Annotated in this window: 13 protein-coding genes and 1 pseudogene; 13 read left to right on the top strand and 1 reads right to left on the bottom strand. The window is 68.7% G+C overall.

Features of this window, described 5'->3' with window-relative positions; translation table 11 throughout:
- The 4 genes from NBT82_RS15705 to NBT82_RS15690 all read left to right on the top strand — a co-directional run bounded on the left by NBT82_RS15705 (position 1) and on the right by NBT82_RS15690 (position 4678).
- Complete coding sequence (locus tag NBT82_RS15705; RefSeq protein WP_251329048.1) at positions 1 to 993, top strand: alpha-ketoacid dehydrogenase subunit beta; 993 nt, start codon at positions 1 to 3, stop codon at positions 991 to 993.
- Positions 990 to 2501, top strand: coding sequence for a dihydrolipoamide acetyltransferase family protein (locus NBT82_RS15700; protein WP_251329047.1), 1512 nt, complete (start codon positions 990 to 992; stop codon positions 2499 to 2501). The genes NBT82_RS15705 and NBT82_RS15700 overlap by 4 nt, the downstream gene beginning before the upstream one ends.
- 42 nt (positions 2502 to 2543) lie before the next feature.
- On the top strand, positions 2544 to 3767 hold the full coding sequence (gene ilvA, locus NBT82_RS15695; protein ID WP_251329046.1) for a threonine ammonia-lyase: 1224 nt from the start codon (positions 2544 to 2546) through the stop codon (positions 3765 to 3767).
- Between the two features lie 260 nt (positions 3768 to 4027).
- On the top strand, positions 4028 to 4678 hold the full coding sequence (locus NBT82_RS15690) for a hypothetical protein (RefSeq protein WP_251329045.1): 651 nt from the start codon (positions 4028 to 4030) through the stop codon (positions 4676 to 4678).
- Here NBT82_RS15690 and NBT82_RS15685 read toward each other — a convergent pair.
- The gene (locus NBT82_RS15685) at positions 4651 to 5811 is read right to left on the bottom strand and encodes a glutamine synthetase family protein (protein ID WP_251329044.1); all 1161 of its coding nucleotides are present in this window, start codon (positions 5809 to 5811) and stop codon (positions 4651 to 4653) included. The genes NBT82_RS15690 and NBT82_RS15685 overlap by 28 nt on opposite strands.
- Positions 5812 to 5976: 165 nt before the next feature.
- Between NBT82_RS15685 and NBT82_RS15680 the strand changes: the two are divergent.
- From NBT82_RS15680 to NBT82_RS15635, 9 genes and pseudogenes are all read left to right on the top strand, one after another.
- Positions 5977 to 7432, top strand: a pseudogene (locus NBT82_RS15680) (aldehyde dehydrogenase family protein).
- Positions 7429 to 8901, top strand: a complete 1473-nt coding sequence (locus tag NBT82_RS15670) for a M81 family metallopeptidase (protein ID WP_251329042.1) — start codon at positions 7429 to 7431, stop codon at positions 8899 to 8901. The pseudogene NBT82_RS15680 and the gene NBT82_RS15670 overlap by 4 nt, the downstream one beginning before the upstream one ends.
- 146 nt (positions 8902 to 9047) lie before the next feature.
- Positions 9048 to 10244 (top strand): iron-containing alcohol dehydrogenase family protein, encoded by a 1197-nt coding sequence (locus tag NBT82_RS15665; protein ID WP_251329041.1) that lies wholly within the window; start codon positions 9048 to 9050, stop codon positions 10242 to 10244.
- 63 nt (positions 10245 to 10307) lie between these two features.
- The gene (gene gcvPA / locus NBT82_RS15660) at positions 10308 to 11633 is read left to right on the top strand and encodes an aminomethyl-transferring glycine dehydrogenase subunit GcvPA (RefSeq protein ID WP_251329040.1); all 1326 of its coding nucleotides are present in this window, start codon (positions 10308 to 10310) and stop codon (positions 11631 to 11633) included.
- On the top strand, positions 11630 to 13108 hold the full coding sequence (gene gcvPB / locus NBT82_RS15655; protein ID WP_251329039.1) for an aminomethyl-transferring glycine dehydrogenase subunit GcvPB: 1479 nt from the start codon (positions 11630 to 11632) through the stop codon (positions 13106 to 13108). The genes gcvPA and gcvPB overlap by 4 nt, the downstream gene beginning before the upstream one ends.
- A gap of 84 nt (positions 13109 to 13192) precedes the next feature.
- Positions 13193 to 14452, top strand: coding sequence for a serine hydroxymethyltransferase (gene glyA, locus NBT82_RS15650; RefSeq protein WP_256476632.1), 1260 nt, complete (start codon positions 13193 to 13195; stop codon positions 14450 to 14452).
- A gap of 60 nt (positions 14453 to 14512) precedes the next feature.
- Positions 14513 to 15937 carry a dihydrolipoyl dehydrogenase gene (lpdA, locus tag NBT82_RS15645; protein ID WP_251329038.1) on the top strand — a complete coding sequence of 475 codons (1425 nt, stop codon included), beginning with the start codon at positions 14513 to 14515 and terminating at the stop codon, positions 15935 to 15937.
- A 150-nt stretch (positions 15938 to 16087) separates the two neighbouring features.
- Entirely contained in the window at positions 16088 to 16477 is a 390-nt protein-coding gene (gene fer, locus NBT82_RS15640; RefSeq protein WP_251329037.1) for a ferredoxin Fer, read from the top strand.
- A gap of 99 nt (positions 16478 to 16576) precedes the next feature.
- Positions 16577 to 17572, top strand: coding sequence for an A24 family peptidase (locus NBT82_RS15635; RefSeq protein WP_251329036.1), 996 nt, complete (start codon positions 16577 to 16579; stop codon positions 17570 to 17572).
- The last annotated feature ends 23 nt before the right edge of the window (positions 17573 to 17595 follow it).

The following is a 17595-nucleotide window of genomic DNA, read 5'->3' as shown; positions in this document are numbered from 1 at the left end:
ATGAGCACGGACACACGGAACTTGACCCTGGTACAGGCGGTACGGGACGGTCTGGAGATCGAGATGCACCGCGACGAGGACGTGATCGTCCTCGGGGAGGACGTCGGGAAGAACGGCGGCGTCTTCCGGGCGACCGAGGGCCTCTACGAGGAGTTCGGAAAGGACCGCGTGATCGACACGCCGCTGGCGGAGTCGGGTATCATCGGCACCTCGATCGGCATGGCGGCGTACGGCCTCCGACCGGTCCCCGAGATCCAGTTCATGGGCTTCATCTACCCGGCGTTCGACCAGATCGTCAGCCACGCAGCCAGGCTCCGCAACCGGAGTCGCGGGCGGTTCACCTGCCCGCTGGTCGTCCGGGCGCCATACGGTGGCGGCATCCGCGCGCCGGAACACCACTCGGAGTCGAAGGAGGCCTTCTTCGTCCACGAACCGGGGCTGAAAGTCGTGATCCCGTCGACGCCGGCCGACACCAAGGGACTGCTCGCGTCGGCCATCCGCGACCCCGACCCCGTGATCTTCCTCGAACCCAAACTCATCTACCGTGCGTTCCGCGAGGACGTACCGGCGGGCGATCACACGGTCCCGCTTGGCGAGGCGGCCGTGCGCCGGGAGGGCAGCGACGTGTCCGTCTACACGTGGGGCGCGATGACCCGGCCGACGGTGGAGGCCGCCGAGACCCTCGCCGACGAGGGAATCGACTGCGAGGTGATCGACCTGCGGACGCTCTCGCCGCTCGACCGGGAGACCATCGTCGAGTCCTTCGAAAAGACGGGACGGGCGGCGGTGGTCCACGAGGCCCCGAAGACCGGTGGTCTGGGCGGCGAGATTACGGCCATCCTTCAGGAGGAGGCGCTGCTCTACCAGGAGGCACCGGTGAAACGGATCGCCGGATTCGACACGCCCGTCCCGCTGTATGCCCTCGAGGACTACTACCTCCCCTCGTCGACGCGCATCGAGGAGGGGATCAGGGAGGCCGTCGAGTTCCCATGACCGTCGAGACGTTCGCTCTTCCGGACGTGGGCGAAGGGGTCGCCGAGGGCGAACTCGTCCGGTGGCTAGTCGAACCGGGCGAGCGGATCGCCGAGGACCAACCACTTGCCGAGGTGGAGACGGACAAGGCGGTCGTCGATCTCCCGTCGCCGTACGCAGGGACGGTGACCGAACGCCACGTCACGGAAGGGGAGATGGTTCCGGTGGGGACGGTCATCGTCTCGATCGAGGTGGACGGCGAGCGAGGGGAAAGCGATGGAGAACGAAGCGAGCGGGAGGGGACAGCCACCGCGGAGTCCGGGACCGACACGACCGCCGGCCACGGCCGCGTCTTCGCGCCCCCGAGCGTCCGCCGACTGGCGCGCGAACTCGGCGTCGACCCCGGGCGCGTCGAGGGGTCGGGACCGGGCGGCCGCCTCACCGCCGCCGACGTTCGCGCGGCCGCGGAGGCGGCCGACGAACCGCCGACCCCCCGGTCGGTCGACGCCGCGGCGACGGCCGCGACGGAGACGTCGGCCGAGGCGACCGACGGGAGCGACCGGGAGGATCGTCGGGAGGCGGCGGTCGACCGCGCGGGCGGGGAGGCGGAGCGGGAACGGACCCTCGCGGCGCCGGCCACCCGCCGTCTCGCCGACGAACTCGGCGTCGACCTCGACGCGGTGCCGACAGATCGGGCCCGTGACGGCGTGCCGTTCGTCACGCCTGGTGCGGTCAGGGAGTTCGCGGAGCGAGGACGGGAGGCGGCGGACGACCGGGACGGCGGGACCGAGACGGGACGGGAGCCCGCAGCGGCGACTGCCGACGGCCCCCACCCGGGCGATCGGCTCCCCTACCGCGGGGTTCGTCGCGCCATCGGCGAGCGGATGGAGCGCTCGAAGTACACGGCGCCACACGTCACGCACACGGACGAGGTCGACGTGACGGCGCTGGTCGAGACGAAGGCCGATCTCGAACCGTACGCCGCCGAGGCGGGCGTCGACCTCACCTATCTCCCGTTCGTGTTGCGAGCGGTCGCTCGGGCGCTCGCGGACTTCCCGCAGGTCAACGCCGAACTCGACGAGGACGCCGAGGAGATCGTCTGTCACGACGACTACCACCTCGGCGTGGCGACGGCGACGGACGCGGGCCTCATGGTGCCGGTGATCGAGGACGTCGACGAGAAAGGGATTCTCGACCTCGCCGACGAGACGGCACGGAAGGCGGCCCGGGCGCGCGACCGAAGCATCACCCGCGAGGAGATGCAGGGGGGGACGTTCACCGTCACGAACGTCGGAGTGATCGGTGGCGAGTACGCGACGCCGATCGTCAACTATCCCGAGGTGGCGATCCTCGCGCTCGGACGGATCGAGGAACGGCCCCGCGTCGTCGACGGCGACGTGGTCGCTCGGCACACCCTGCCGTTGTCGCTGTCGGTAGATCATCGCGTCGTCGACGGGGCGGTCGCAGCGCGGTTCACCAACCGGGTGATGGAACTGCTCGCGAGTCCGGCACGACTTCTGGTTGAGTGATCAGGGCCGTCCTTTATGGACTCCGTGCGCGAGGGTCAACGTATGACTGATACGGTCACCTTCGCGGATATCGAGGCCGCCCAGGAGCGGTTCGACGACCCCGACATCGTCAGACGGACGCCGGTCGAGACGAACCGCTCGCTCTCCGAGATGTCCGGCGCGGACGTGCACCTGAAGATGGAACATCTCCAGCGGACGGGATCGTTCAAGACGCGAGGCGCGTACAACAAACTGAAAGGGGAGGCCGAACGGGGCAACGACGACCACGTCGTCGCAGCGAGCGCAGGCAACCACGCCCAGGGGGTCGCGCTGGCGGCGACAACGGTCGGCCTCGAATCGACCATCGTCATGCCGGAGAACGCGCCCCAGGCGAAGGTGGACGCGACGCGAAGCTACGGCGCGACGGTGGAACTCCACGGCGCGAACTTCGGCGAGGCGATGTCGTACGCGCAGTCGTTGGCCGAGGAACCGGGACACCTGTTCGTCCACGCGTACGACGACCCCGCCATCGTCGCCGGACAGGGGACGTTGGGGCTGGAGATCCACGAGCAGGTTCCGGACGTGGACACCGTCATCGTCCCCATCGGGGGCGGGGGCCTGATCGGCGGCATCAGCACGGCACTGTCCGCGCTCGACGAGGACGTGCGGGTGGTCGGCGTCCAGGCGGATCTAGCGGCAACGGTGCCGGACAGCCTCCAGAAGGGGGTGCCGATCGACGAGGAGGCACCCAAAACCATCGCGGACGGCATCGCCACGGGGAGCGTCTCGGAGTTGACGCTCGGCCTGATCGAGTCACACGTCGACGAGGTCGTGACGGTGAGCGACGACGAAATCGCACGGAGTATCCTCATCGTACTGGAGCGCGCGAAGCAACTGATCGAGGGGGCGGGCGCGGCGTCGGTCGCGGCGCTGTTGAGCGACGAGGTGGACGTCGCGGGCGAGACGGTCGTCCCCCTGCTCTGTGGCGGCAACATCGACATGTCGATGCTCCAGACGGTGTTGACCCACGCCCTGACCGACCGCAGTCAACTGCTCCGCCTACAGATCCGCATCCGCGACCAGCCCGGCGAGATGGGCCGGATTTCGAGCATCATCGGCGACAGGGGGGCGAACATCCGAACGGTGCGTCACGATCGGGCGGTCGGCGACCTCGAAGTCGGGGACGCCTACCTCGTCTTCCAGGTGGTCACGAGCGGCGAGAGCCACGCCACGAACGTGATGGGCGCAATCGAGGACGCCGGCTACGAGGTCGAACGCGTGAACTGAGGCGGCCTCGGAGCGGACGATCACTGTGGACGAGGGCGAAATCGGCACGACACGTCCATCGGGGGCGCCGGAGGAGTGACGAACATTCAAAAATTTTTGGGATAGCACAAACATATGCTCTTTCCGGGGCAGTACATAAACAACCGTACGTAGCCGGCGCAATGGTGATGTGTGACACCCATGCAGTCTGTACCGTGACGTGGGCGGAGATGAACGCAAACGGCGCATCGCACCCGTCCACGACCCAACACGAACCCAGTATGGCACGAGATCACGAACTCACTCGGCGACGATATCTCCGGGCAGCGACCGCCGGCGCGGCGATGGCCGGCGCAGCCGGCTGTCTCGGTGGCGGCGGCGGTGGCGGTAGCGAGGGGAACAGCTGGCGGACAAAGGAGCTCGCGACGGTCCCGGCCGAGTCGGACGGGGCACTGTACGAACCCGACGAGAGCGACGAGACTGGTGAGACCGTCAACCACCTGACGTGGACGGGGTACGACGCGTCGAACGTCCAAGATCCGTTCCGTGAGCAGTTCGACTGCCAGACCCAACTGGACCTGTTCACGTCGAACCCGAAGGCGTTCAACCGGCTCGAGTCCGGCGAGTGGGAGCAGTTCCACCAGGCCACCCTCGACATGGCGTGGATTCCACGTCTGGTCGAGGCGGGGCTGATCCGCCCCATCGACTACGAGAGCTGGAAGCCGTACACTTTCGACCAGTACATCGACCTGTTCAAGAAGCAGAACGGGTACAAGTACGCCTTCGTCAACGAGGACGACTACACCTTCGACGTCGACGGGACGATGTACGGCGCCCCCCAGCGGTTCGGATGGGCCTCCTTCGTCGTGAACACGGACGAGGTGGCGGCGGACGCCTACAGTAGCTACGACGCGGCGTGGTTCTCCTCGTAGGCGTTCGCGAGCGTCGGCTCGCCGGGGTCGGTCTCCCGACGAATCCCGTCGAGACCGGCCGCGAGCGTCGCCGCGAGGCCGAGATACGGGTTACACGCCGAGTCGGGGACCCGGTGTTCGATCCGGGTCGCCGGTCCGAGTTCCGGCGGAACCCGTAACACTGTCGAGCGGTTGTCCGGGCCCCAGGCGACGTTGACGGGGGCCCAGATGCCGGGCAGGAGTCGTCGGTAGGAGTTGACCGTCGGCGCGCAGATGGTCGTCAGGGCCTGCATGTGATCGAGCAGACCGCCGATGAAATGACGGGCGGTCTCGGAGAGTCCGGACTCGTCGTCTGGATGTTTGCCGGCCGGGAACTGCAGGTCGCCCGTGTCGCTGGCAAACAGGTTCGTCTCCAGCGCCGTATCCCAGAGGCTGAGATGGAAGTGGAGGCCGTTTGCGTCCTCGCCCGAGTACGGACGGGGCATGAACGAGGCTTTCATCTCCCGGTCGCGGGCGATGGCCTTCGCGGCGTGCCGGAAGAACACGAGGGTGTCCGCCGTCGTGAGGGCGTCGTCGTACTCGACGTTCACCTCGAACTGTCCCGGCTGAGACTCCTGGTGGACGCCGAGTACCGACGCGCCGGCCGCCTCCATCGCCGTCTCCCACTCCCGAGTGACGTCCGCGGCCATATCCAGCGCGTCCATATCGTAAGAACACCGGGTGTTTGAGGGCTCCCATCCCCCGTCGCCGTCGGGGACGAGCGTGGAGAATTCGGCCTCGACGCCGACCAGCGGGGCGAACCTCTCGGTCCGCAGGTCCTCGATCACACGCCGCAGCGCCCCGCGCGAACAGAGGTCGAAGGGCGTCCCGTCGACGTTCGTGAGGTCGGTGAAGACGGCGGCGGTGTCGTCGGCCCAAGCCACCTCGCGGAGCGAGTCGGGGTCGGCACGGGCCAGCATGTCGCCCGCCTTGGCACCGTATCGTGGATCGTCGAGCAGCCCCGGTTCGAGGGTCAGTTCCGCGACGCCGTTGGCGAAGCCGACCCCCTCCTCGACGGCCGTCTCGAACTCGCCGGCGGGCAGGGAGATGCCGCGAGCGACGCCGTTCAGGTCCGTCCAGATCAGTCGAACCCGTTCGTACTCGTCGGAAGTCATTGTGATACGATACCGAGGACGCTCCCGACGCATAGCGGTTCACCCGGTGACTTACGACCGATTAAGTTGGCGACCGCAGCGGCGAGTCGCCGCTCGTGGAGCCACGTATAAACGACCACACATCCGGTGGACAACGCTTAGGCCCAGTAACGGGGGATTCGCCGCATGGACAGTCACGAGTACGACCTGCTGGTCGACGGGGATCGACGGGAGACTACAGCGACACTGTCCGTCGAGAATCCGGCCACGGGCGGGACGGTCGGCACGGTGGCACGCGGCGGCGCGGCCGACGCGCGGGCGGCCGTCGATGCGGCCGGCACGGCGACGACGGCGTGGGAACGGACGGAACCCGGTGACCGCGAAGCGGTGCTCCGGGCGGTCGCCGACCGGCTGGAATCGGTGTCCGACGCGCTCGCCCGTCTGCTGGCGGCGGAGGCGGGCAAACCCCTCCCCACTGCCGAGGGCGAGGTGGCGGAGGCGATCGCCCAGTATCGCTTCTACGCGGGCGCGGTCGACAAGGTGCGCGGGGACACCATCCCGACGGCGCCGACCCGTCTCAACTACACCCGGCGGCGTCCCTACGGCGTCACGGCCCACGTCGTCCCGTGGAACTATCCGCTCTTGCTCGGCACCCGCGGGTTCGCGAGCGCGCTGGCGACGGGCAACACGCTGGTGATCAAGCCGCCGAGTCTGGCGCCACTGTCGACGATGTGGGTCGGCGAAGTGATGGCCGAGGCGACGCCTGACGGCGTCGTCAACGTCGTCCCGGGACCGGGAAGCGAGGTCGGCGCAGCGCTCGCCGGGGACGGAGACGTAGACGCCATCACGTTCACCGGGTCGACGGGCGTCGGCAAGGGCGTCCTCGAAGCCGCCGCCGAGAACGTCACGCCCGTGGACGTGGAACTGGGCGGGAAGGCGCCCGCCATCGTCCTCGACGACGCCGACGTGGAGAACGCCGCCCGGGGCGTCGTGGCCGGGGTGTTCTCGAACGCCGGCCAGAACTGCGTCGCCACCTCGCGGTGTCTGGTTCACGAGGACGTCCACGACGAACTGGTTTCGCGGATCGTCGAGAAGACCGAGCGGATCACACTGGGGCCGGGGACCGACCCCGACACCGACATGGGACCGGTCATCTCGGCGGACACGAGAGCGGAGATCGAGGAGTACGTCGACTCGGCGGTGGCGGAGGGCGCGACGCTCCTGACCGGCGGCGGAACGCCCGACGATCCGGCGCTCGTGGACGGCCACTTCGTCGAGCCGACCGTCTTCGACGACGTGACACCCGACATGACCGTCGCGCGCGAGGAGATCTATCGGCCCGGTGTTGAGTGTCGTGACGGTATCCTCGACCGAGGAGGCGATCGCAGTGGCCAACGACTCGCCGTTCGGCCTCGCGGCGGCGGTGTGGTCGGCGTCGATGGACGCCACGCGGGTCGCGGACCGCCTCGATCACGGCCTCGTGGCGATCAACACCTTCCCCGTGTCGATGCCCCAGAGTCCCTGGGGCGGCAACAAGGAGAGCGGAATCGGGCGCGAAGGCGGCCTGGAGGGGATCGAGGCGTTCACGACCGTCGATAGCGTCGTGGTCGAACACGAGGGGATGGAGGACCCCTACCTGTGAGCCACACGGTCCTGCTCGGACAGATCGAACACGAGACGAACACGTTCTCGTCGCTCCCGACAGGGATGACGGCGTTCGCGGACGCCTCGCTCCACTACGGCGACGCGGTCGTCGAGGACCTTGCGGGAACGAACACCGCCATCGGTGGATTCCTCCGGGTCGCCGACGAGGCGGACTGGGACGTGGTGCCGACCGTCGCCGCGGACGCGACGCCGGGGGGACGGGTCACCGCGGACGCTCGCGAGACGCTACTGGAGGCGGTGCTGGCAGGTATCGAGACGACGGATCCGGACGGCGTCCTCCTCGCACTCCACGGTGCAATGGTCACCGAAGCGGCGCCGGACGGGGACGGATATATCCTCGAACGCGTCCGACGTGCCGTGGGTGCGGATGTGCCCGTGATGGCGTCGCTCGACCTCCACGCCAACGTCTCGGACCGGATGATCAGACACGCCGACGGCCTCTTCGGCTACGACACCTACCCTCACGTCGACATCGGGGGGACGGGCGAGACGGCAGCGCGGGCGATGGCGGCGACGCTCGCCGGCGACCTCGATCCCGAGGTGGTGGGCGAACGGGCGCCGCTCCTCCCGCCCCTGCCGGCACTGCGGACCGCGGAGGAACCCATGCGGTCGTTGCTCGTGGCGGCGGCCGACGCCGAGGACGAGGCAGTGCCGGACGTCTCCGTCTTCGGCGGGTTCGCCCACGCCGACGTGGACCACGCCGGCGTCTCGGTGGTTGGCGTCGCGGACCGGAGCCACGCCGAGGACACGCGGGAAACCTGCCGTGCGCTCGCCGACGAGGCGTACGAGCGTCGAGGGACGTTCGACCGCGACTACACGAGCGTCGCGGCTGCGGCCGCGGAAGCGGCGGACTGGGACGCCGACGACCCTCTGTTGCTGGCGGATATCTCGGACAACCCGGGCGGCGGCAGCGCACAGGACGGTACGGTCCTCCTCGCGGCGTTGCTGGAGGCAGGCGTCGAGGACGCGGCGGTGGCGACGATATACGATCCCGCGGCCGTCGACGCGGCGGTCGCGGCGGGCGTCGGCGAGGAGGTGTCGGTGTCGCTGGGCGGTCGAAGCGGGGAGAACGGCGACCCTCTCGACGTGACCGGGCGCGTGCGCCTGCTCTCGGACGGGACCTACCGCAACCGGGGGCCGATGTCGACCGGCCTGCAGGTGTCGTTCGGGCGGACGGCACGCATCGAAGTCGACTGGATCGACGTCCTCGTCTGCTCTCACCGGCAACAGCCGTACGACCCGGAGGCGTTCCGGAGTCAAGGGATCACACCGGAGGAAGCGCGGATACTCGTCCTCAAGAGCACGGTCCACTACCGCGCGGGGTTCGATCCCCTGGTCGGGGCGATCAGCGAGGTGGCGACCCCGGGACTGTGTCGTCCGGACCTCTCGGCGTTCGAGTACGAACACGTGCCACGACCCATCTATCCGCTGGACGACGGCGTGTAGCCGGGACGGCGATTTAACTGCCCGGCGATGTGGGACACAACAGACATGCGTAGGAGCGGGAACATATCACATACACCACGGTCACCGCCCGGTCGCGAGACACGCAGCCTCGGGACGGAGACCGACGACACAGGCCTCGGTAGATCATGATAGACGACATACAGATGTGGAACGTCCCGAACCGGATACTCTTCGGGTGGGGCGCCACGGCGGAGATCGGAACGTATCTCGACGAGTTCGACGCCGAGCACCCCCTGATCGTCACGGACGAGGGAGTCCGTGCCGCGGGGGTCCTCGACCCAGTGCTCGACACCGTCACGGCGTCGGGGCGTGACTACGACGTCTACGACGGCGTCCAGCCCGATCCGACGGACACGGTGGTCCATGAGGCGGCGGCGGCCTACGACGCGGCCGACGCCGATCTGATGCTCGGCGTGGGCGGGGGGTCCTCCATCGACACCGCGAAGGCGGCGAGCATCCTCGCCACCAACGACGGCCACATCCTGGAGTTCGAGGGGAGCGGCAACGTGCCGAACCCGACGCCGCCGACAGTGTTCGTACCCACGACCGCGGGAACCGGGAGCGAGGTCGGTCACTGGACCATCGTGAAGGATTCGGAGACCTCGATCAAAGAGGAGATCGGGGACGTGAAGCTACTCGCGGATCTGGCGCTGATCGACCCAGAACTGACCGCGAGCGCGCCGGCACCGGTGAAGGCCGCGACCGGCATGGACGTGTTGACCCACGCCATCGAGGCGTACGTCTCGATCAAGGCCCAGAGCGGCACCTCGGCGCTCGCACTCGACGCGGTGGAGACGGTGGGCGAGCACCTGCCACGCGCCGTAGAGTACCGGGGCGGCGACCGAGAGGCACTGTCGAAGATGGCACGGGCGAGTTCGCAGGCAGGCATGGCCTTCAACGGGGCGGGACTCGGCGCCGTCCACGCCCTCTCTCATCAGATCGGCGGCGCCTTCGGCGTGCCCCACGGCCTCGCGAACGCTATCCTCCTGCCGTACGTGATGGAGTACAACCGTCCGCAGGTTCCGGAGAAACTGGTGAGGGTGGCGTCGGCTCTCGGCGAGGACGTGGATCCGTCGAAGCCGGCGCGCACCGAGGCGACGAAGGCGGGGCGGGCGGTGCGGCATCTGGCGGCCGACGTCCGCATCCCGGAGACGCTCGCCGAGACGGCGGCCGAGCGAGAGGCGATCCCCCGGCTCGCGGAGCAGGCGACACGGGACGGGAGCCTCACGGGCAACCCCCGGACGACCGACGCCGACGACCTGGCGGGGATCCTCGAACGCGCGTTCGACGGGGCGTTCGAAACGGCGGGAGGGCCCACATGATCGACCGGAGAGGGCGGGGCACAACGCCGAATATATACGTCGAGCGTCCCGAGGACGAATAACATGCCGTACGTGACGCACTCCGAGGCGGAACGGTCGGAGATGCTGGACGCCGTCGGGGTAGCGGACCCCGACGATCTGTTCGACATCCCCGATTCGGTCCGGTTCGACGACGACTACGGGATCGAGGCACACTCGGAGCGAGAGACGCGGGCAGCCGTCGGGGATATCCTCGACGAGTCGGCCGACCTCACCGAGTTTCTCGGCGGCGGCCACTACGACCACTACGTGCCCTCGGTGGTCGATCAGCTCTCACTCCGCGGGGAGTTCCTGACGAGTTACACGCAGTACCAGCCCGAAATCGCGCAGGGCTTTCTCCAGGCGCTCTTCGAGTTCCAGTCGCTCGTCGTCGAACTGACGGGGCTGGGCGTCGCCAACTGTTCGATGTACGACCGTGCGACGGCCCTCGGCGAGGCGGCCCTGCTCGCGGACCGAGTACGGGCGACGGACGGCGACCGGGTGCTCGTCCCGGACGACCTGCCTGACCGGGTCCGGTCGGTGCTCGACAACTACACCGACGGCCCCGACATCGCCGTCGACACCTATCCGACGAGCGGTGGAACGGTCGACGTGGACGGCCTCGCCGACCGGATCGACGGGACCACCTCGATGGTGTACGCGGCGACGCCGAACGCGCGGGGGGTCCTCGAAACGGAACTCGACGCGGTCGGTGACCTAGCCGAGGACCACGACGCGCTGTTCTGTGTCGGGTCGGACGCCGTCGCGCTGTCGGTGTTGGAGCCCCCGGCGGCGTACGGCGCGGACGTGGTGGTCGGCGACGCGAGCGTGCTAGGGCTGCCGACGACCTACGGGATGGGGCTCGGCCTCTTTGCCTGCCGCGAGGAGTTCCTTCGGCAGGTGCCCGGCCGCCTCGTCGGCGCGGGCGAGGACGGCGCGGACAACCGGGCGTACACGCTGACCCTGCAGACCCGCGAACAGCACATCCGTCGGGAGCGGGCCACCTCGAACATCTGCACCAATCAGGCGTGGCTGGCGCTCCGGGCGGCCATCCACGCAACGTGGCTCGGCCCCGACGGCCTCGTCGACCTGGCCGAGGAGTGCGTGACCGGCATCGCCGATGCCTGCGAGCGGATCGACGCCCTCGACGGCTTCGAGGCGCCCGTCTACGACGGCCACCACTTCCGCGAGGCGCTGGTCGAGACGGACGCCCCGGCCGACGTGGTCGATCACTGCCGGCACGCGGGCATCGCGCTCCGGACCGTCGAGGACGGCGGCGAGGAGCGACTCGCGGTCTGTGTGACCGACACCAACCGCGACCGGGTGGACGATCTGATCGACGCCCTCGACGGCTACGGAGGTGGCGCATGAGCCAAGAGCGTCACGAGCGAGCGGACGACGGATCGTCCGACGAAGGGACGTCGGCGGCAACGGGGCGGGAGGCCCCCCACCAGCAGGCGCGGTGGTACGCCGGCGACCGGTACGAGCCGCTGTCGAGCGAGAAGGGCACCGAAACCGTCTCGGTGACGTCGTCGCTGCCGGACGACCTGACGCGTGACGAACTGGAGCTTCCGGACCTCGCCGAACCGGAGGTGACGCGCCACTACACCCGGCTCTCGCAGATGAACTACGGCATCGACTCCGGCCCCATCCCGCTGGGCTCGTGTACGATGAAGTACAACCCCGCGTTCACCGAGGACGTGGCGGCTCACCCGGGCAACCGTGTCCACCCCCTCCGAGACGACGACGACAAACAGGGCATCCTGCACCTGCTGTACGAACTGCAGGAGACGCTCGGAGCCATCGGCGGGATGGACGCGGTGACCCTCCAGCCGCCGGCCGGTGCCGCCGGCGAGTTCACGGGCATCCAGGTGGCGAAAGCCTACCACGAGGCCCACGGCGAGGGATCGCGAAACGAGGTAATCGTCCCCGAGTCGGCCCACGGCACCAACTTCGCCAGCGCGGCGATGGCCGGCTACGACGTGGTGGAACTGCCGTCCGACGAGGACGGTCGGGTCGAGGTCGAGGCGCTGGAGGCGGCCGCCGGCGACGACACCGCGCTCCTGATGCTCACCAACCCCAACACGCTCGGTCTGTTCGAGCGGTCCATCGAGGAGATCGCCGAGATCGTCCACGAGGCGGGTGGCCTGCTCTACTACGACGGCGCGAACCTCAACTCCCTGCTCGGCAAGGCCCGTCCCGGCGACATGGGCTTCGACATCATGCACTTCAACCTGCACAAGACGTTCGCGACGCCGCACGGCGGGGGTGGACCGGGACAGGGCCCGATCGGCGTCGGGGCTGCCCTCGCGCCCTACCTCCCCACCCCACAGGTCCGCGAAGCCGACGGCGACTACGAGACCTACGAACCGGAACACAGCATCGGGCGCGTCCACGAGTTCGTGGGCAACTGGCTGGTGCTGGTGAAGGCCTACGCGTACATCCTCCGGCACGGCGACGAGGGACTGGAGCGGGTGAGCGAGACGGCCGTGTTGAACGCCAACTACCTCGCCTCGCGCATCGAGTACGAGGTGCCCTACGGCCCCTTCCACCACGAGTTCGTGGCGAGCGCGGACGAGGACGCCGCGGACGTGGCGAAGGCGATGCTGGATCACGGCGTCCACCCGCCGACGACGAAGTGGCCCGAGATCGTCGACGAGGCGCTGATGACGGAGCCGACGGAGACCGAGTCGAAGCGGCGACTCGACGACCTCGCGGCGGCGTTCGACGCCGTCGCGGCGATGGATCCGGAGCGGTTGGCCGAGACGCCGACCGAGACGACCGCACGGCGGATCGACCAGGCGGCGGCCGCACGGACCCCGCGGCTGTCGTGGCAGGACCTGTAGTCGGTCGGGAGGGGCGCCCCCGTCAATGAGTGGGTGTCCCACCTGACCCCGCTACTTAACTGGGTGTTGGTCCTGGGTCGAACCGTGCCACCGAACGCCTCACCCCTTCGGGAGACCGATCCGGCGGTCGCCGACGCCATCGCCGGCGAGGAGCGCAGACAGGAGAACAACCTCGAGATGATCGCCTCGGAGAACCACGTCTCCGAGGCGGTGATGGAGGCCCAGGGGAGCGTGATGACGAACAAGTACGCGGAGGGCTACCCCGGGGAGCGGTACTACGGCGGGTGCCAGCATATGGACACGGTCGAGACCCTCGCCATCGAGCGTGCGACGGAACTCTTCGGCGCCGACCACGTCAACGTCCAGCCCCACAGCGGGACGCAGGCGAACATGGGCGTCTACTTCGCCGCCCTCGAACCTGGCGACCGCATCCTCTCGCTCGACCTGAACCACGGCGGCCACCTGAGCCACGGCCACCACGTCAACTTCTCCGGCCAACTCTACGACGTCGAACAGTACGGCGTCGACCCCGAGACGGGGTATATCGACTACGACGCCGTCGCCGACCAGGCCGCCGAGTTCGATCCCGACATGATCGTCAGCGGCTCCTCGGCGTACCCCCGCGAGTTCGACTTCGAGCGCCTCTCGGCCATCGCCGACGAGGTCGGGGCCGACCACCTCGCGGACATCGCCCACGTGACGGGCCTGGTGGCGGCCGGCGTCCACGTCACCCCCGTCGGCGACGCCGACTTCGTCACCGGGAGTACGCACAAGACGATCCGTGCCGGCCGCGGCGGCATGATCATGACGACCGAAGCGCACGCGGAGGCGGTAGACAAGGCCATCTTCCCCGGCGGGCAGGGCGGCCCCCTGATGCACAACATCGCGGGGAAGGCGGTGGGGTTCGGCGAGGCGCTCGACCCCTCGTTTACCGACTACGCCGAGCGGGTCGTGGAGAACGCGAAGACGCTCGCCGACGTGTTTCTGGACGCCGGCGTCACGCCCGTCTCCGGCGGGACCGACAAGCATCTCCTCCTCCTCGACCTCCGGGACTCCCATCCGGACCTCACGGGCGAGGCGGCCGAGGACGCCCTCGACGACGTCGGCATCACGGTCAACAAGAACACGGTGCCGGGCGAGACCCGTTCACCCTTCGTCACCAGCGGAATCCGTATCGGCACGCCCGCGCTCACCACCCGTGGTTTCGACGCCGAGGCGATGGAGACGGTCGGCGAACTGATCGTCGACCGGCTGAACGCCCCCGACGACGCGGACGTGGCGAGCGAGGTACGCGCCGAAGTCGACCGCCTCTGTACCGAATTTCCGGTGTACGAGTCGCGGTGATAGTCCGCCGTCGCACCCCGCCGGGCTTTATATGCGGGGGCGCCCGGAGTTTCACCAACGATGGTCGTTGGAGATGTGACTACCGGAACCGAGGTACTGGTCATCGGCGCGGGACCGGGCGGCTACGTCGCCGCCATCCGCGCCGCACAGCGCGACCTGGACGTCACGCTGGTGGAACGCGATGCCTACGGCGGCGTCTGTCTCAACCGCGGCTGTATCCCCTCGAAGGCGTACATCACGGCCGCGGACGTCGCCCACGACGCGGCGACGGCCGAGGAGATGGGCATCCACGCCGACCCCGTCGTCGATCTGGCGGGGATGCGAGAGTGGAAAGACGGCGTGGTCGATCACCTCACGGGCGGCGTCGAGAAACTCTGTAAGGCCAACGGAGTGAACCTGATCGAGGGGACGGCGAAGTTCGTCGACGAGGAGACGGTCCGCGTCGAACACGGCGGCGAGGGGCAGGGCGCCGAAACCGTCGCGTTCGACCACTGCATCGTCTCGACGGGGAGCCGACCGATCCAGCTACCGGGCTTCGACTTCGCCGACGATCCCGTACTGGATTCGGCCGGCCTGCTCTCGGTCGAGACGGTGCCGGATCGGCTGGTCGTCGTCGGTGCGGGCTACATCGGGATGGAGCTGTCGACGTCGTTTGCCAAACTCGGAAGCGACGTGACCGTCGTGGAGATGCTCGACGACGTCCTCCCGGGATACGAGGAGGACGTCTCGCGCGTGGTGCGCAAGCGCGCCGAGTCGCTCGGCATCGAGTTCAACTTCGGCGAGGGGGCAAGCGGGTGGCGGGACGCCGCCGACGGCGGGGTCGTCGTCACCACCGAGGACGCGGACGGCGAGGAGTCGACCTACGGCGCCGACCGGGTGCTCGTCGCGGTCGGCCGCGAACCGGTGACCGACTCGCTCGACGCCGAGAACGCGGGACTCGACCCGAACGACGACGGGTTCTTCGAGACCGACGAGCGGTGCGAGACCGACGTGGACGGCATCTACGCCGTCGGCGACGTGGCGGGCGAGCCGATGCTCGCACACGCCGCGTCGGCGGAAGGGATCGTCGCCGCGGAGGCCATCGCGGGCGAGCCGGCGGCGTTCGACGCGGCGGCGGTACCGGCGGCGGTGTTCACCGATCCGGAGATCGCGACAGTCGGCCTGACTGCCGACGAGGCGGCCGAGGAGGGGTACGACCCGGTGACCGGCGAGATGCCCCTCAACGCCAGCGGCCGGGCGCTGACACTCGGCGAGACCGAGGGCTTCGTCCGGGTGGTCGCGAGCGCAGACGGCTTCCTGCTCGGGACACAGATCGTCGGCCCCGAGGCCTCGGAACTGATCGCCGAACCGACGCTGGCCATCGAGATGGGCGCCCGGCTGGAAGACGTAGCGGCGACGATCCACACCCATCCGACGCTCTCGGAGGCGACGATGGAGGCCGTCGAGAACGCCCTCGGACAGGCGATCCACACGCTGAACCGGTAGCCACGGCGCCACATATCGTTCAGCGTTCACATACTCGGAGCGTCATCAGTTCGTGAAACAACGTTGACGGCGGCGAAAACGAACGGGTTCGCCGACGAGTCTTCGCCGAACAGCAAAGTCTAATGGGGTGGCCGCGCAACTACTCAGTTGATGCCCACGGTAGAATACCTCAATTACGAAGTGCTGGACGACCACGGCTGGGAGATGGACGAAGACGACCTCTTCGAGAAGGCCGCCGACGCGGGGCTCGACGACGAGGACTACGGCTCACTCGACGTCAACGAGGGCGAGTACGTCCTCGAAGCGGCCGAGGCACAGGGCTACGACTGGCCCTTCTCGTGCCGTGCCGGCGCCTGCGCGAACTGCGCGGCCATCGTCATGGAGGGTGACCTCGACATGGACATGCAGCAGATCCTCTCGGACGAGGAAGTCGAGGAGAAGGACGTCCGGCTGACCTGCATCGGCAGCCCGACGGCCGACGAGGTGAAGCTCGTCTACAACGCGAAACACCTCGACTACCTCCAGAACCGCGTCATCTGAGCGCGACGCCGACACGATCCGCGTTTTTTCGGCCACACCGGAGAGCGATAGCGCCGACGAGTCGGAACCCCTAATTCCTCCCCGCGCCGGGGTTCGATAATGCTCGCGGCGACGACGGACCTGCTGCGGTTGATCGCGGTCCCGGCGCTGGGATGGGCGGCGTGGCGCGACGTACGTACTCGTCGGCTCCCGAACCGCCTGTGGTATCCCCTCGCAGCCGTCGGACTGCTGACGCTCGTGTGGGATGCACTCGCCCATCTGCCGGTCGCGGGCGTCGACGACCGACTCTTTGTCGTTCGGGTGGGGATCAGCGTCCTCGTTCTCGTCCCCCTCGGGTACGGGCTCTGGTGGATCGGCGGCTTCGGCGGCGCCGACGCCAAGGCGCTGATGACCCTCGCCGTGCTCTTTCCCACCTATCCGGTCTTTTACCTCTCGACGGGCGCCTATCCGGCGGTGGTCACGAACGTCGGCGTGTTCTCGATGACGATCTTGACGAACGCCGTCCTCGTCGGGATGGCCTATCCGGTCTACCTCGGCGTCCGCAACGGCCTCCGGGGCGACGAGGCGCCCGTCATGTTCCTCGGCCGGCGGACCGACGTCTCCGCGCTGCCGGCCGAACACGGCCGTCTGTTCGAGACGACCGATTCGTTCACGCGGCGCGGTCTCGATCTCGACGCCCTGCGGATGTACCTGCGGTGGCGGGGAACCGGCCTCGCAGCACTCCGGGCGAACCCGGCAGCCTACCGCGACCCCGAGAGCGTGGGCGAGACACACGAACCGACCGATGGAGCTGTCGACGAGGCGGCCGTCGAACGCCGCGAGGCGCCGGCCGACGTCGACGAGGCCGACGCGGACGTAGAGGCGTCGTTCGACGATCCGTGGGCCGCCGAGCGGTTCCTCGCCGAAATCGACGGGAGCGCCTACGGGACGACCCCGGAGACGCTCCGGGAAGGACTCGACGTCGTGACGACCCGCGAGTCGGTGTGGATCTCCCCCGGGATTCCCTTCATCGTCCCACTCTTTCTCGGACTCTGTCTCGCCTTGACCTACGGGGACCTCCTCTTCGGACTGCTTCGCGCGGTCGGCGCCGTGTAGTGACACAAGACCTATCGGGGGAA

The organism is Haloplanus sp. HW8-1 (assembly GCF_023703795.1).
Taxonomy (GTDB): domain Archaea; phylum Halobacteriota; class Halobacteria; order Halobacteriales; family Haloferacaceae; genus Haloplanus; species Haloplanus pelagicus.
Note: the sequence above shows the minus strand (reverse complement) of the source record. Positions and strands in the feature narration are given on the sequence as shown.

Coding starts and splice junctions, on each gene's coding strand:
- NBT82_RS15705 (WP_251329048.1), top strand. CDS start 1: ATGAGCACGGACACACGGAACTTGACCCTGGTACAGGCGGTACGGGAC.
- lpdA (WP_251329038.1), top strand. CDS start 14,513: ATGGTCGTTGGAGATGTGACTACCGGAACCGAGGTACTGGTCATCGGC.
- gcvPB (WP_251329039.1), top strand. CDS start 11,630: ATGAGCCAAGAGCGTCACGAGCGAGCGGACGACGGATCGTCCGACGAA.
- NBT82_RS15700 (WP_251329047.1), top strand. CDS start 990: ATGACCGTCGAGACGTTCGCTCTTCCGGACGTGGGCGAAGGGGTCGCC.
- NBT82_RS15690 (WP_251329045.1), top strand. CDS start 4,028: ATGGCACGAGATCACGAACTCACTCGGCGACGATATCTCCGGGCAGCG.
- gcvPA (WP_251329040.1), top strand. CDS start 10,308: ATGCCGTACGTGACGCACTCCGAGGCGGAACGGTCGGAGATGCTGGAC.
- ilvA (WP_251329046.1), top strand. CDS start 2,544: ATGACTGATACGGTCACCTTCGCGGATATCGAGGCCGCCCAGGAGCGG.
- fer (WP_251329037.1), top strand. CDS start 16,088: ATGCCCACGGTAGAATACCTCAATTACGAAGTGCTGGACGACCACGGC.
- NBT82_RS15685 (WP_251329044.1), bottom strand. CDS start 5,811: ATGACTTCCGACGAGTACGAACGGGTTCGACTGATCTGGACGGACCTG.
- NBT82_RS15635 (WP_251329036.1), top strand. CDS start 16,577: ATGCTCGCGGCGACGACGGACCTGCTGCGGTTGATCGCGGTCCCGGCG.
- NBT82_RS15665 (WP_251329041.1), top strand. CDS start 9,048: ATGATAGACGACATACAGATGTGGAACGTCCCGAACCGGATACTCTTC.